This window comes from Streptomyces sp. NPDC088747 (genome assembly GCF_044751025.1).
Taxonomy (GTDB): domain Bacteria; phylum Actinomycetota; class Actinomycetes; order Streptomycetales; family Streptomycetaceae; genus Streptomyces.
The window spans coordinates 814,015-827,357 of sequence record NZ_JBIVKZ010000001.1; the positions used below are offsets into that span (position 1 = coordinate 814,015).

The 13,343-nt window shown below is 71.9% G+C and carries 12 protein-coding genes; 4 read left to right on the forward strand and 8 right to left on the reverse strand.

The window, feature by feature from the left end:
• Nucleotides 1–38: 38 nt before the first annotated feature.
• Nucleotides 39–572 (forward strand): gamma carbonic anhydrase family protein, encoded by a 534-nt coding sequence (locus ACIP79_RS04040; protein WP_401218947.1) that lies wholly within the window; start codon nucleotides 39–41, stop codon nucleotides 570–572.
• A 68-nt stretch (nucleotides 573–640) separates the two neighbouring features.
• Here ACIP79_RS04040 and ACIP79_RS04045 read toward each other — a convergent pair whose 3' ends face one another.
• The 3 genes from ACIP79_RS04045 to ACIP79_RS04055 form a co-directional block, all read right to left on the reverse strand.
• Entirely contained in the window at nucleotides 641–1,342 is a 702-nt protein-coding gene (locus ACIP79_RS04045; RefSeq protein ID WP_401218949.1) for a DedA family protein, read from the reverse strand.
• Nucleotides 1,343–1,532: 190 nt separating this feature from the next.
• The gene (locus ACIP79_RS04050; protein ID WP_401218952.1) at nucleotides 1,533–3,995 is read right to left on the reverse strand and encodes a beta-glucosidase; all 2,463 of its coding nucleotides are present in this window, start codon (nucleotides 3,993–3,995) and stop codon (nucleotides 1,533–1,535) included.
• 457 nt (nucleotides 3,996–4,452) lie between these two features.
• Nucleotides 4,453–4,890, reverse strand: coding sequence for a DUF4442 domain-containing protein (locus ACIP79_RS04055; RefSeq protein ID WP_383685338.1), 438 nt, complete (start codon nucleotides 4,888–4,890; stop codon nucleotides 4,453–4,455).
• A gap of 216 nt (nucleotides 4,891–5,106) precedes the next feature.
• On the opposite strand from ACIP79_RS04055, the gene ACIP79_RS04060 reads away from it, so the two are divergent.
• Nucleotides 5,107–6,153, forward strand: a complete 1,047-nt coding sequence (locus ACIP79_RS04060) for a hypothetical protein (RefSeq protein WP_401218955.1) — start codon at nucleotides 5,107–5,109, stop codon at nucleotides 6,151–6,153.
• A gap of 77 nt (nucleotides 6,154–6,230) precedes the next feature.
• On the opposite strand, the gene ACIP79_RS04065 is transcribed toward ACIP79_RS04060, so the two are convergent.
• From ACIP79_RS04065 to ACIP79_RS04075, 3 genes are all read right to left on the reverse strand, one after another.
• A complete protein-coding gene (locus ACIP79_RS04065; RefSeq protein ID WP_401218958.1) occupies nucleotides 6,231–7,073 on the reverse strand; it encodes a spermidine synthase in 843 nt (280 codons plus the stop codon).
• A gap of 448 nt (nucleotides 7,074–7,521) precedes the next feature.
• Nucleotides 7,522–8,703, reverse strand: coding sequence for an elongation factor Tu (gene tuf, locus ACIP79_RS04070; protein WP_401218961.1), 1,182 nt, complete (start codon nucleotides 8,701–8,703; stop codon nucleotides 7,522–7,524).
• Between the two features lie 375 nt (nucleotides 8,704–9,078).
• The gene (locus tag ACIP79_RS04075; protein WP_401218964.1) at nucleotides 9,079–9,813 is read right to left on the reverse strand and encodes a DNA alkylation repair protein; all 735 of its coding nucleotides are present in this window, start codon (nucleotides 9,811–9,813) and stop codon (nucleotides 9,079–9,081) included.
• A 49-nt stretch (nucleotides 9,814–9,862) separates the two neighbouring features.
• Here ACIP79_RS04075 and ACIP79_RS04080 point away from each other — a divergent pair, with 49 nt between their 5' ends.
• Complete coding sequence (locus tag ACIP79_RS04080; protein ID WP_401218967.1) at nucleotides 9,863–10,684, forward strand: TVP38/TMEM64 family protein; 822 nt, start codon at nucleotides 9,863–9,865, stop codon at nucleotides 10,682–10,684.
• 97 nt (nucleotides 10,685–10,781) lie between these two features.
• Here ACIP79_RS04080 and ACIP79_RS04085 read toward each other — a convergent pair whose 3' ends face one another.
• Nucleotides 10,782–11,951, reverse strand: a complete 1,170-nt coding sequence (locus tag ACIP79_RS04085) for a thiolase family protein (protein ID WP_401218970.1) — start codon at nucleotides 11,949–11,951, stop codon at nucleotides 10,782–10,784.
• A 103-nt stretch (nucleotides 11,952–12,054) separates the two neighbouring features.
• Here ACIP79_RS04085 and ACIP79_RS04090 point away from each other — a divergent pair, with 103 nt between their 5' ends.
• A complete protein-coding gene (locus ACIP79_RS04090) occupies nucleotides 12,055–12,516 on the forward strand; it encodes a winged helix-turn-helix transcriptional regulator (protein WP_401218973.1) in 462 nt (153 codons plus the stop codon).
• Nucleotides 12,517–12,658: 142 nt separating this feature from the next.
• Here ACIP79_RS04090 and ACIP79_RS04095 read toward each other — a convergent pair whose 3' ends face one another.
• Complete coding sequence (locus ACIP79_RS04095) at nucleotides 12,659–13,282, reverse strand: cupin domain-containing protein (RefSeq protein ID WP_401218975.1); 624 nt, start codon at nucleotides 13,280–13,282, stop codon at nucleotides 12,659–12,661.
• Nucleotides 13,283–13,343: the final 61 nt, after the last annotated feature.

The window sequence follows — 13,343 nt, forward strand, 5'->3', positions numbered from 1 at the left end:
GCATACGGTGCCGGTGGACCGACGAGAAGGAGACGGTGATGACTCAGCGGGCGCTGATCGCGGGGATCGGCGGCAAGGATCCGAAGGTGGACCCGGAGGCGTTCGCGGCGCCGATGTCCGTGGTGATCGGCGAGGTGACCCTGCACGCGGGGGCGAGCGTCTGGTACGGCGCGGTGCTGCGCGCCGAGGTCGGTCCGATCGTCGTCGGCGCGGACAGCAACGTCCAGGACAACTGCACGCTGCACGTCGACCCTGGCTTCCCCCTCACGATCGGCGAGCGCGTCTCCGTCGGGCACAACGCGGTGATCCACGGCGCCACCGTCGAGGACGACTGCCTGATCGGAATGGGCGCGACGGTGCTCAACGGCGCGGTGATCGGGGCCGGTTCACTGGTGGCCGCTCAGGCGCTGGTGCCGCAGGGGATGCGCGTGCCCCCGGGCTCACTGGTCGCCGGCGTACCGGCCAAGGTCAGGCGGGAGCTGACCGACGAGGAGCGCGAGGGCATCACTCTGAACGGCACGCTGTACGTCGAACTGGCGAAGGCACACCGCGCGGTGCACGAGACGGAGTGATCCGCGCCCGGTCCGACGCGTCCAGCCGCGCCGATTCGCGGCGGTGCGTCAGGGCCGGGCGAAGTGGGTCAGTCGGTGGCGGGCGCCGGGACGGGCTGCACGTCGGCCCCCGTGAGTCCGGCCGTCGCGAGTCCAGCCGTCGCGAGTTCGGCCGCCTCATGCTCGGCCGCCGCCTTCTTCGCCTTGCGGCGCACGACCAGCAGCGAGGTGAGCCCGATGAGCACCGCGGCGACCAGGCCGAGGTAGGAGAAGCGCTTGAGCCAGTCCTCGGCGACGACACCCACGTAGTAGATGACGGCGGTGGTGCCACCGGCCCAGATGATCCCGCCGAGGACGTTGGCGATCAGGAACTTCCAGTACGGCATCTTCAGCACGCCCGCGAGGGGACCCGCGAAGATCCGCAGCAGGGCGACGAAACGGCCGAAGAAGACGGCCCACATGCCCCACTTCTCGAAGGACCGCTCGGCGGTCGCGATGTGCGCCTCACCGAAGTGTCTGGGGAACTTGGCGCCCAGCCAGGCGAGCAGGGGCCGTCCGCCCTTGCGGCCGATGGCGTAGCCGATCGAGTCGCCGATGATCGCGCCCGCGGTGGCGCAGGCGCCGAGGATGACCGGGTTGATCCCGCCGTGCTGCGAGGAGAGCAGCGCCGCGGAGACCAGGATGATCTCGCCGGGCAGCGGGATACCCAGGCTCTCCAGGCCGATGACCAGCCCCACCAACGCGTAGATGGCGACCGCGGGCACCGTCTCGAGCCATTCCTGGACGTGCAACGCGGGTCCTCCCGTTTCGCGTGGCTGCTTCTCCGGCGTGCGCTCCGCCGCTACCAGCTCCCTGGGAGCGCACCCCGGGAAGCCTACCGGTCGGCGGAGCAGGGCCGTGCCCGACGGGTCGTACCGGTGGTCCTGACGGGCGGCCGCGCACCGGGAGTTCCCGATGCGCGGCCCGGCGAGGAGAGGTGCCTCACCTGCCGATCCGCGCGGCCGTCCGCAGCCGCAGGTCCCGCGACGAGGCCCCGACCCAGAAGTCGCGGCGCCCGGTACCGAGCACCCAGTCGTGCCTCTCCGCGTCCCACGAGGAGAGCGTGCGCCGCTCGACGACCACGGTGACCCGGCGCGACTCCCCGGCCCCCAGCGTCAGCCTGCGGTAACCGCCCAACACCCTTACCGCTTGCTCCAGTCGCAGATCCGGCGAAGGACCGACATAGACCTGCGCGACCTCCACCCCGTCGCGTCGGCCGGTGTTGCGCACGGTGAAACTCACCTCGACACCCTGCGGGGACGGGCGGGCGCGCGGATCGTCGTACGCGAAGGAGGTGTACGAGAGTCCGTGCCCGAAGGGGAACAGCGGGCGCGCGCCCTCCGCGTCGTACCAGCGGTAGCCGGCGTGGATGCCCTCCGAGTACTCCTCCGTGCCGTCGGCACCCGGATAGCGGCGCGGGTCGCCGGCGACCGGATGGTGGTCGTCGTCGACCGGGAAGGACTGCGTGAGGCGACCGCCGGGATCGCAGTCGCCGAACAGGACGGCGGTGGTGGCCGCCGCGCCCTGCTGGCCCGGGTAGTACATCTGGAGCACGGCGCCCGTGCCCGCCAGCCAGGGCATGGAGGTCGAGGAGGAGGTGTTGAGGACCACGGTCGTACGGCGGTTCGCCGCCGTCACCGCCTCGATCAGCTCGGCCTGGTGGCCCGGGAGCGCGAGGGTCGTGCGGTCCTGGCCCTCGGTGGCGTCCTCGTAGGCGAAGAGGACGACGCTCCGTGCGGCACCCGCGGCCCTGACCGCCTCGGCGACGTCCTGCGCCCGGGTGGTCCCGGTGCCGCGCCGCAGCCGGAACAGCTGTCCGTCGGCGCCGCCCTTCGCGGTGATCTCAAGCCTGTGCGCGCCCTTGGCCAGGTTCAGCGTCCTGCGGCGCACGGTCAGACCGTCGGGGGCGGCGGTGACCAGCCCGCCCTGGAAGTACTCGCCGTAGCCGGGCACCACGGGGTAGAGGTCCTCCCCGTCGAGGAAGACTCTGGGGCGCTCGCCCGAGTAGTGGATGACGAGGGTCCACTCGTCGACGTCCGCGACGGTGAGCGTGCCGTCGTACGTCCACGTCCGCCCGGCGGCCACGCCCTGCGCCTCGGCGTCGATCCCCGCGGAGAGCACGCCGCGGGGAATCACCTTGCCGAAGACATCCTCGCCGAGTGCGTACGACACCTGCGCGCCGCGCCCCGCACGGGACTTGACGGCGTCGAGGGGACTGTCGGCGCGGTCGGGGACGACATGGGCGCTGCCGCCGCCGCTGACGAACGGCAGGGAGCCGGTGGGCCCGATCACCGCGATGCCGCCGCCCGCCGTCAGGGGCAGGGTGCGACGCTCGTTGCGCAGCAGCGTCGCCCCCGCCTTGGCGACCTCCAGGGCGACGGCCGCGCCGGCCTCCGGGTCACGGGCAGGGCGGGCCGGCGCACTGCGGTCGAGCAGCCCGAAGCGGTCCATCACCGCAAGGACACGGCGTACGGCCCGGTCGACATGGGCCTCGGGGACGGCTCCGTCGCGTACGGCCTTCGTCAGCGCGTCCCCGAAATACGTGCCGTCCGGCATCTCCATGTCGAGGCCCGCGGTGAGCGCGGCCACCGTGCTGTGGGCGGCGGACCAGTCGGTCATCACCCAGCCCTCGAAGCCCCACCGGTCGCGCAGGATGTCGGTGAGCAGCGCCTCGTTCTCACAGACGAAGGTGCCGTTGACCTTGTTGTAGGCGCCCATGACCGCGCCCGAGCCGGCGCCGACGGCCGCCTCGAAGCCGCGCAGTTCGACCTCGTGCATGGTCTGTTCGTCGACCCGCACGTCGACGGACATGCGGTCCTTCTCCTGGTTGTTCAGCGCGAAGTGCTTGACGGTGGCGATGAGCCCCTCGCCCTGGATGCCGCGGATCTCGGCCGCGACCAGGTCGGCGGAGAGCAGCGGGTCCTCGCTGAACGTCTCGAAGTTGCGGCCCGCGTAGGGGGTGCGGATGAGGTTGACCATCGGGGAGAGCAGCACGTCCTGGCCGAGGGCGCGGCCCTCACGCCCGATGACCTGGCCGTAGCGGTGGGCCAGTGAGGGGTCGAAGGCGGAGGCGAGCAGGACGGGCGCCGGCAGCGCCGTCGCGTGCCGGGCCACCCGGACACCGGCCGGGCCGTCGGCGAGACGGAGCGGCGGGATGCCCAGGCGGGGGACTCCGGGCACGTGTCCGGCCTGACCGAGTGGGGCGGGGTCGGTGGCCCCGTGCAGCAGGGAGACCTTCTCGTCGATGGTGAGTTTGCCGATCAAACCCTCGATGCGGGTGCCCGCACCGGTTCTGGACTCGGCATGGGCGACGGAGACGGGACGGGCGCCGGTGGCCGCCGCGGCGACCGCGACGGCGCCGCCCAGCAGCCGCAGCGCCGACCGCCGGGGAAAGGCGTGGGACATGAGCCGTCACTCCTTCGGGACACGGGCACGTCATGGTGGACCGCGTGTACACGTGCCAACGACAGCCACGTTCGGCCCTTGAACGCACTATGCGTCAGAGCCGACTTGACACGCCGTCAGGCACCACGGACACGGCGCGAAAACTATGACTGGAGGTGACTCGTGTCAGTGAAGTGGACGGAAAGGGACCGAAGGGGTGGGTCGGGCGAGAGGAACCGGGGGTGGAAGGAGCGCGGGATCCGGCCGGGGGCGGGCCGCGCTGCGCCCGAGGGGTGGGGCGGCGCTGCGACCGAGAGCGGGCGGCGCCGTGGCCGAGGGCGCGGCGACAGTGCGACCGAGGGCGGGCGGCGCCGTCACCGAGAGCGGGGGCAATGCGGCCGAGCGCGGGGTGGAGCCGTGACCGAGGCCCGGGTGGGGGCGCCACCGGCGGGCCAGGGTCCCGAGCGTGCGGCTCGGCTCAGCTGTTCGGGCGCAGGGTCCAGACGACCGTCATCTCGCCGGTCACCGCGCCGTCCTCACGCTGGATGGCGATGGCGACGGGGAACTCGGGACGCTTGCCGGCGTCGAGTTCGGCGACGACGTCGACGGCGGGGCGGCCGAGGGTCGCGGTGGCCGTGACCGGGCCCATCGCGAGCTTCTTGTAGGCGATCTCGGCACTGACGGCGAGCGGCACGGCGCGCGACAGCTGGTCCCCGAACGCGGCAAGGACGATCGCCCCGCTCGCCGACTCCCCCAGCGTGAACATCGCTCCGGCGTGCGGGCCGCCGACGTGGTTGTGGTAGTCGCTCTGGTCCGGCAGGGCCACAACGGCCTTCTCCGGCGTGGTCTCCACGAACTGGAGGTTCAGGGTCCGGGCCATCGGCACGGTGGCGGCGAGCATCTCGCCTATCGACATCTGGTCTGCGCTCATGTTCGACATGTTACCCACGAGTAGCAGTTCTGGACCAGCAACTCGCAGCCGCCGCAGTAACGTTTCGCCTCAGATGTGACCGTAGGAAGCAGCCTCATCACCGTCCGCTATCACGACGTCCCGCCCGATGTCCGATCCGGTACACGGTTGACGAGCCGCGGTGACCTCAACGTGTCACAGGCAGCACTAAGGTGACTGCCCATGTGGCCAGGACAGCAGCCGCCCGGGGGCGAGCAGAACCCGCAGGACCAGAACCCGTACCAGCAGCCGGGGTACCAGCAGCCGAATCCGTACCAACAGCCCGGACATCAGCAGCCGGGCCCTCCGCAGCCCAATCCGTACGGGCAGCAGCCGGGACAGCCGGCGTGGGGCGCACCGACGGTGCCGCTGGGGGCGCCACAGGCGCCCGGCGGTCCTGGCGGCGGTGGGAACAGGACCAGGCTCACGGCGATCGTCGCGGCGACGGTCGTCGTGATCGCCGCCGGTGTCACCGGCTTCCTCGTCCTCGGCGGCGACAAGGACGACCAGGCGGATGAGCCGTCCAAGTCCGCCAAGCCGTCCGCATCCGCATCCGCGTCCGTGTCCGCGTCGCCGAGCGCGAGCACCGGTGACGACAACCCGCGCGGCGGCGATACCGAGAAGGCGACGATCGCGGGCTGGAAGGTCGTCGTGAACCCCAAGTGGGGCACGGCCTTCGACGTACCGGCGGACTGGGACGTCCGGACTCCGGGTACGTTCATCGGCTTCGAGGACGATCAGAAGGGCGACGGCTCCGTACTGATCGGCATGTCCGCTCCCGCCTTCCTCCAGGAGAAGTGGTGCACGTCCGACGCCGACAAGGACGGCTACGAGGACGAGTCGGCGCTGGCTGCCGTGGGCACCAAGGGGCAGAGCGGCGCCAAGAACACCGACGACGTCGCGACCAACGACTCGGCCTGGTGGGTCTTCGGCGGCTACACGGACCAGAAGGACGCCTCGAAGAAGCTGCTCACCATCGGCAAGCCGAAGGCGTACACGACGACTTCGGGCGTCACGGGCAGCGTCGCGACGACGTTCTCGTCCGGCGTCCCCAAGAAGGACAAGTGCGACTCCGACGGCAAGGCGACCACCTTCGCCTTCAAGAACTCGGCGGGCGACTTCGTGTCCTGGACCTTCTACGGAGCCAAGGGCGTGTCCGACGAGGTCTCGGACGCCACCGTGCAGAAGATCCTCAGCACGGTACGGCTGCGCGGCGAGCCGACGGGGTGAATTCGGAGGGCCCGCGCGGAACGAATTCCCGCGCGGGCTCAGGCCCAGAACCGCGAACGCGGCTCAGCTCTCAGGGCTCAGCCGATGCTGAAGGCGCCGTCGGGCGGCTCGGGTGAGGGGACCGCGTCCTCGTCGCGTACGGGCCGCGCGGCGCCGATGAACTCCCGCAGCGCGGCGCCGTGTTCGACCCGCGCCGGAAAGGCGTCGGAGGCGGTACGGCGGGCCAGGGCGGCGGTGTCGAGGGGGCCGTGGGAGGCCACGAGCACCGCGTTGCCGAAGCGGCGCCCGCGCAGGACGCCGGGTTCGGCGATCAGCGCCAGCTCCTCGAACACGGCGGCGAACGTCGCGAGTTGGGACCGCAGGAAGGCGAACGGCGCGGCGTCGGCGAGGTTCGCCAGGTAGACGCCCTCGGTACGGAGCACCCGTTCGGCCGCCCGCGCGTACGCCACGGAGGTCAGATGCGCCGGGACCCGCGAGCCGCCGAAGACGTCCGCGATCACGATGTCGGCGGAGTCGGGCGCGGCGGCCTCGATCCAGGCGCGGGCGTCCGCGCCGTGCAGCGCGATGCCCTCGTCGGGAACGGGCAGGTGCTCGACGACGAGCGCGAGCAGGCCCCGGTCGGCCTCCACCACGTCCTGCCGCGAGCCCGCCCGGGTCGCCGCGACATAGCGGGGCAGGGTGAGCGCGCCCCCGCCGAGGTGCAGCACGTCCAGCGGCAGCCCCGGTTCCGCGACCGTGTCCACCACGTGCCCGAGCCGGCGCGCGTACTCGAACTCCAGGTGCGTCGGCGAGTCCAGGTCGACGTACGACTGCGGTGCCCCGTCGACCGTCAGCAGCCACGCCCGCTCACGGTCGACGTCCGGCATCAGTTTTGCGGTCCCATGATCCACATCACGTGTCACGGGTATCGGTTCGTCCACCGTCCCATTGTGCGGCCGGACTCCGCTCCGTCCGGCGCCCGGACGGATCGTCCGGGTGGCGGACGGCCCCGGTGAGGTGCGGGCGCCCACGCCTCCGGCGGACCGACGCCCTCGGTGACCCCGGGTGCCGACGCCTCGGTGGGCTGACGCCCCCGGTGGTTGGGAGCCGACGCGCCCTGCGGACCGACGGCCGCGGCGGTGCGGGGGCCGACACCGCGCTGGGCCGACGCCCCGGCGGTGCGGGCGCCGACGCCGCGATGGGCTGACACCCCCGGCGGCGCGGGGGCCGACACCCCCGGCAAACCGACAACCCAAGCGACGCAGGCGCCCCCGCCCCCTGCAGACCAACAACGCCGGCGGTGCCGGGACGCACGACCCTCGGCGGACCGACAACCCCCGCGACGCGGGTGCCCCCCGTCACGGGCGGGCACCCGCGTCCCGGTGCCGGTCAGCCGACCGACGTCACCGTTCCCGCGCCGACCGTCCGGCCGCCCTCGCGGATGGCGAAGCCCAGGCCGGGCTCCAGGGGGACGTCCCGACCCAGTTCCACCGTCATCGTGACGGTGTCACCGGGGCGGGCGACGGCCGTCTCCCCGAGGTCGACGTCGCCGACCACGTCCGCGGTGCGGATGTAGAACTGCGGCCGGTACCCGGTGGACACAGGCGTCGTACGGCCGCCCTCACGCGCCGACAGGACGTACACCCGCGCCGAGAACCGACGGCCGGGTACGACGCTGTCGGGCGCCGCGACGATGTGCCCGCGTCGGACCGCGTCGCGTGGCACACCGCGCAGCAGCAGGGCCACGTTGTCCCCGGCCTGCGCCTCCGTCATGGGCTTTCCGAAGGTCTCCAGGCCGGTGACGACCGTGTCGAGGGCCGCGCCGAGCACCTCGACGCGGTCCCCGACCCGGATCGTGCCGCGCTCGACCGCTCCGGTAACGACGGTCCCGCGCCCGGTGATCGTGAGCACGTTCTCGACCGGCAACAGGAACGGCGCGTCCAGGTACCGCTCCGGAATGGGCACATAGGTGTCCACCGCGTCGAGCAGCGCGCCGATCGCCGCCGTCCAACGCGGGTCCCCCTCAAGGGCCTTGAGACCGGACACCCGTACGACCGGTACGGCGTCGCCCCCGTACCCGTGCGCGATGAGCAGTTCGCGGACCTCCAGCTCCACCAGGTCGATGAGCACGGCGTCCTCGCCGTCGTCGAGGGCGTCGGCCTTGTTAAGGGCGACGACGATGTGGTCGACGCCCACCTGCCGGGCGAGCAGCACGTGTTCGGCGGTCTGCGGCATGATCCCGTCGAGCGCGGAGACGACGAGGATCGCCCCGTCGAGCTGGGCCGCGCCCGTGACCATGTTCTTGATGTAGTCGGCGTGGCCGGGCATGTCGACGTGCGCGTAGTGCCGGGTGTCGGTCTCGTACTCGACGTGCGCGATGTTGATGGTGATACCGCGCGCGGCCTCCTCCGGGGCCCGGTCGATCCGGTCGAACGGGACGAAGGTTCCGGAGCCGCGGTCGGCGAGAACCTTGGTGATGGCGGCGGTCAGGGTGGTCTTGCCGTGGTCGACGTGCCCCATGGTGCCGATGTTCAGGTGCGGCTTGGTCCGCACGTAAGCCGTCTTGGGCATGGCTGTACCTCGAAGCCTCTTCAGAGTCAGCGGAGCTGAGTGATGGCCCCGGCGCGAACGGGCCGGGACGGGGACCCCGAGGACTTGCCGACCCTCCCCCTGCGGGGTCCGCCGGACTGTCCGGGAAGGGTCAGCTTCGGGCGCCGTCGAATGCGGCCGCGATGATCGGGACGGCAGCCTTCGGCGCATCCGCGACTGCGGCTGCTGCGAGGAGGAAGGCGTACCGGAACATGAGGAGATCTTCGCCGACGCCTCCGCCCGCGTCGAATGGTTTTTCGCACCGTGGAGTCGGATGTGTCCGCTGTTGTGCCGGGGGGCTTTGGGGCCCGACTCCCAGGAGCCGACTCCCAGGAGCCGACTCTCAGGGACCGACTCTCAGGGACCGATGTTCTTCAGGGCCTCGCGCACGGAGAGCGGCGAGAGGCGCGTTCGTTCCCGGGCCACGAACTCCCGTACCGCCTCCGGGTCGGTCTTCGCGTACTCGCGCAGGCACCACCCGATCGCCTTGCGGATGAAGAAGTCCGGGTGCCCGGCCTGCCGGACGCAGTATCCGAAGAGGCGTTCGGTGTCAGTGGCGTCCTTGCGGCGGAGCTGGTGGAGCAGGGCCGTACGCGCGACCCACAGGTCGTCGTCCTCGATCCACGCGTCCATGTCGGCCTTCAGCTTCGGGTCGGCGGCCACCAGGCCTCCCACCACGTGGGCGGCGAGTGCGTCGACGGTGTCCCACCAGGGGACGTCGGAGACGAGATACCGCGCCACCGGCAGGAAACCGGAGGTGAGTTGCCTCACGTGACGTTGCAGGTGGTCGACGGCGAAGTAGCGGTACTCGCGCTCCGGCAGCGCCCAGCAGCGAAGCGCGACCGCCGTGCAGTCCGTCTCTTTCGGAGGCGGTGTGTCCAGGAGGACCGTCCGGGACAAGGCGCGGCGATCAGGGGTGGTCAGGCCGAGAAAGGGCGCGACGTCCTTCATGTACGCGCGCATCGACGCTGCCCGTTGAGGATCGGCCGCCGCGGCGTACGCGGCCGTCAGCCGTGCCAACAGGGTGTCCGCCAGAACGCTGTTCGGCACCTCCGGCCGCGCACCTGACGTTCCCGAAGCTGTGACGCCCATGAGACGAACCATACGGCGATCACACACTCCGGTCGGTTAGTGTCACCGGATGCTCGATGCCACCACCCGTTCTGGGGGCACCGCCACGGCCACTCCCCCGGCCGCCGGCACGGAGTTCGCCGCCGCGAAGGAACTCGCTCTCGCCGCGGAGATCGCCGTCGCCACTCCGACAGGCCTCACCGTCGCGCCCACCGGCCTGGCCGCCCGCTGCACGAGAGCACTGCTCTCTCCCTGGTCGCGGCTCTCCCTGCTGCTGGTGCTGCTCGCCGGGGCCGCGTCGAGCGTGCTGCTCTTCGAACCGCAGCGGCTCCTCTCCGACGGCTGGCCACCACAGCTCAACGGCGCGGCGGCGGTCGTCGCCTTCGCGGCGGCGTACGGGCTGGTCACGGTCGCGTTCGTGCCCCGGCCGCTGCTCAGCCTCGCGGCGGGCGCCCTCTTCGGTTCCCAACTGGGTCTCGCCGCCGCCATCGGAGGCACGGTGCTGGGCGGTGCGCTGTCCTTCGGTCTCGGCCGGCTCCTCGGCCAGGACGCGCTGCGTCCGCTGTTGCGGGGCCGTTGGCTGAAGGCGGCTGACGGGCAGTTGAGCCGACACGGCTTCCGCTCGATGATGGCGGCCCGGCTGTTCCCCGGTATCCCGTTCTGGGCCGCCAACTACTGCGCGGCCGTCTCCCGGATGGGCTGGCTGCCGTTCCTCCTCGCGACGGGGCTCGGCACGATCCCGAACACCGCCGCGTACGTCGTCGCCGGTGCCCAGGCCTCGGCGCCGACCTCGCCCGCCTTCCTCATCGCGATGGCCTTCATCGCCGTACCGGCCCTCGTCGGCGTCGTGGTCGCCTGGCGCAAGCGGCACCATCTGCGCGGGACTCGTTGACTTCGGTCTCCAGCCGGGGCCGGAACTACCGTCTCCAGCCGGGGTCGGAACTTCTACCTCCAGCGGGGCCGGAACTTCTGTCGCCGGCGGGGCCGGGTCAGACCGACTCCAGGACCATCGCGTTGGCCAGTCCGCCCGCCTCGCACATCGTCTGGAGGGCGTAGCGGGCTCCCCGGGCACGCATGGCGTGGACGAGGGTGGTCGTCAGGCGCGTCCCGCTCGCGCCGAGGGGATGGCCGATCGCGATCGCTCCGCCGTGCACGTTGACCTTGGCCAGGTCGGCTCCCGTCTCCTGCTGCCAGGCGAGGACGACGGCGGCGAAGGCTTCGTTCACCTCGAAGAGGTCGATGTCGCCGAGGGTCAGGCCCGCCCTGCGGAGCACCTTCTCGGTGGCCGGGACGACGCCGGTGAGCATCAGCAGCGGGTCGGAGCCGGTGACGGCGAAGCTGTGCAGCCGGGCGATCGGGCGCAGACCGAGGCGGGCGGCGGTCTCGCTCGACGTGATGAGCACGGCCGAGGCGCCGTCGTTGACGGGGCTCGCGTTGCCTGCGGTGACCGACCAGTCGATCTGTGGGAAGCGCTCGCCGAAGCCGGGGTCGTAGTAGGCGGGCTTCAGACCGGCGAGTATCTCCGTGGTGCTGGCGGGCCGCACGCACTCGTCGCGGGCCGCCCCCTCAAGGGGCGCGACCTCGGCGTCGAACAGCCCGCCGTCCCAGGCCGCGGCCGCCTTCTGGTGCGAGCCGACCGAGAACGCGTCCATCCGCTCGCGCGAGATGCCCCACTTGGCGGCGATGAGTTCGGCGCTGATGCCCTGCGGCACCAGCCCCTCCGGGTAGCACTCCGCGACCCCGGGCCCGAAGGGATCCTTGCCCGCCGGCACGTTCGACCACATCGGGACCCGGCTCATCGACTCCACACCGCAGGCGACGACCAGGTCGTAGGCGCCCGACATGACGCCCTGCGCGGCGAAGTGCGCGGCCTGCTGCGACGAGCCGCACTGGCGGTCCACCGTGGTCGCGGGCACGGTGTCGGGGAAGCCCGCCGAGAGCACGGCATAGCGCGTGGTGTTCATGGCCTGCTCGCCGACCTGGTCGACGGTCCCGCCGATGACGTCGTCGATCAGCGCCGGGTCCACTCCGGTGCGCTCCACGAGGGTGCGCAGGGTGTGGGCGAGAAGTTCCACCGGGTGGACGTGGGCGAGCGAGCCGGTCGGCTTGCCCTTCCCGACGGGGGTGCGTACGGCTTCGACGATCACGGCGTCACGCATGTCCGATCTCCAAACTCATAGAGTTTGCTTTTCCAACCCACCAAGTGACTCCAGAGTAACCCAGCGAGTTGGAACATCCAACCCACCCCCGTAGACTGGTCCCATGAAGGACGCCCGCCCCTGTTCCATCGCCGCGACACTCGCCCTGGTCGGCGAGAAGTACTCCCTGCTGGTGCTGCGCGAGGTGTCGCTCGGCGCCACGCGCTTCGACCAGCTGGTACGTAACATCGGCGCCCCGCGCGACGTACTGACCGCCCGGCTGAAACGGCTCGTCGACGCCGGCGTGCTGGAGAAGGTCCAGTACAACGACCGCCCCAAGCGGTACGAGTACCGGCCCACCCAGGCCGGCCTGGAGCTGGAGTCCGTCCTGCTCACGCTGATGGCGTGGGGCGACCGGCACCTCCAGGAGGACAGCTACCGGCCCATGGTGCTGGAGCACACCTGCGGCAGTGAGCTGGTTCCGCAGGTCGTCTGCCGGGAGTGCGGCAAGGAAGTCGAGCACGCCGACCTCACGGCGCACCCGCAGGACCCGGGCTGGACGGTCACCGGTCCCGCGGTGGCGTGACTTGGCGCGACTTGGCGTGACGGACGGCTATCGCGAGCTACCGCGAGACGCCGGGCGCGGTGACGGCCGCCGCTCTGGCCACGGCTCTGGCTCTGGCTCTGGCCACGCGGACGCCGACGCCCATACCTGGGCCCACGCCAACCTAGGGATTCACCTCGCCGACGTCATAGACGTCGAGCCGCCCGCACATCCCGAACCGCCCGTGCGCGGACGGCTGCTTCGCACGCACCTGCGCCTCGCGGAGATGGGAGGCGTCACCCCGCTCCAGCCGGTCGAGCTGCTCGCCCGTGGCCGCGGCGGCAGCCTGCGCGCCCCGTCGCCACCGCTCGCGCCACTCGGCGAGGCGGGGGCGCACCAGCGCGGCGGCGGCCCGGTGGAACTCGGCGAGCGGCTCGGGTCCGTCCGCGTCGCGCAGCGCCCGGTAGCCCTCGACCGCGAGGTCACGCCGGGCTCGGGCGATCCGCTCCCGCTCCGCCTCGGGCGCGTCGGCAGGGATGGCTGTCGCGATGGCGTACGTCTCGGGGTCGGTCAGGTGGCACGGCGGCAGGGTGAGGACGGCGTCGCCCGCCTCCGGCAGACCGCTGTTCTGCATGAGGACGGTGATGCGCAGGTCGTCCTCGTTGACCAGCCGGTGGATGGTGCCCGGCGTGAACCAGGCGACGGTGCCGGGCGACAGCGGCGTCACCTCGTACCCGGACGCCGTCAGCGTCTGCACCGCGCCCCGCCCCCCGGTGACGATGTACGCCTCCGAACAGGTCAGGTGCATATGGGGAGTTCCGCCGCAGCCGCCGTCGGCCGCGGGCCAGTCGTACACCCGCAGGTGCGAG

What these genes read in the sequence shown, in the direction of transcription:
- ACIP79_RS04050 (WP_401218952.1), bottom strand. Translation starts at nt 3,995, where the DNA reads ATGTCCCACGCCTTTCCCCGGCGGTCGGCGCTGCGGCTGCTGGGCGGC.
- ACIP79_RS04055 (WP_383685338.1), bottom strand. Translation starts at nt 4,890, where the DNA reads ATGTCGATAGGCGAGATGCTCGCCGCCACCGTGCCGATGGCCCGGACC.
- tuf (WP_401218961.1), bottom strand. Translation starts at nt 8,703, where the DNA reads ATGCCCAAGACGGCTTACGTGCGGACCAAGCCGCACCTGAACATCGGC.
- ACIP79_RS04090 (WP_401218973.1), top strand. Translation starts at nt 12,055, where the DNA reads ATGAAGGACGCCCGCCCCTGTTCCATCGCCGCGACACTCGCCCTGGTC.
- ACIP79_RS04060 (WP_401218955.1), top strand. Translation starts at nt 5,107, where the DNA reads ATGTGGCCAGGACAGCAGCCGCCCGGGGGCGAGCAGAACCCGCAGGAC.
- ACIP79_RS04040 (WP_401218947.1), top strand. Translation starts at nt 39, where the DNA reads ATGACTCAGCGGGCGCTGATCGCGGGGATCGGCGGCAAGGATCCGAAG.
- ACIP79_RS04095 (WP_401218975.1), bottom strand. Translation starts at nt 13,282, where the DNA reads ATGCACCTGACCTGTTCGGAGGCGTACATCGTCACCGGGGGGCGGGGC.
- ACIP79_RS04085 (WP_401218970.1), bottom strand. Translation starts at nt 11,951, where the DNA reads ATGCGTGACGCCGTGATCGTCGAAGCCGTACGCACCCCCGTCGGGAAG.
- ACIP79_RS04080 (WP_401218967.1), top strand. Translation starts at nt 9,863, where the DNA reads ATGCTCGATGCCACCACCCGTTCTGGGGGCACCGCCACGGCCACTCCC.
- ACIP79_RS04075 (WP_401218964.1), bottom strand. Translation starts at nt 9,813, where the DNA reads ATGGGCGTCACAGCTTCGGGAACGTCAGGTGCGCGGCCGGAGGTGCCG.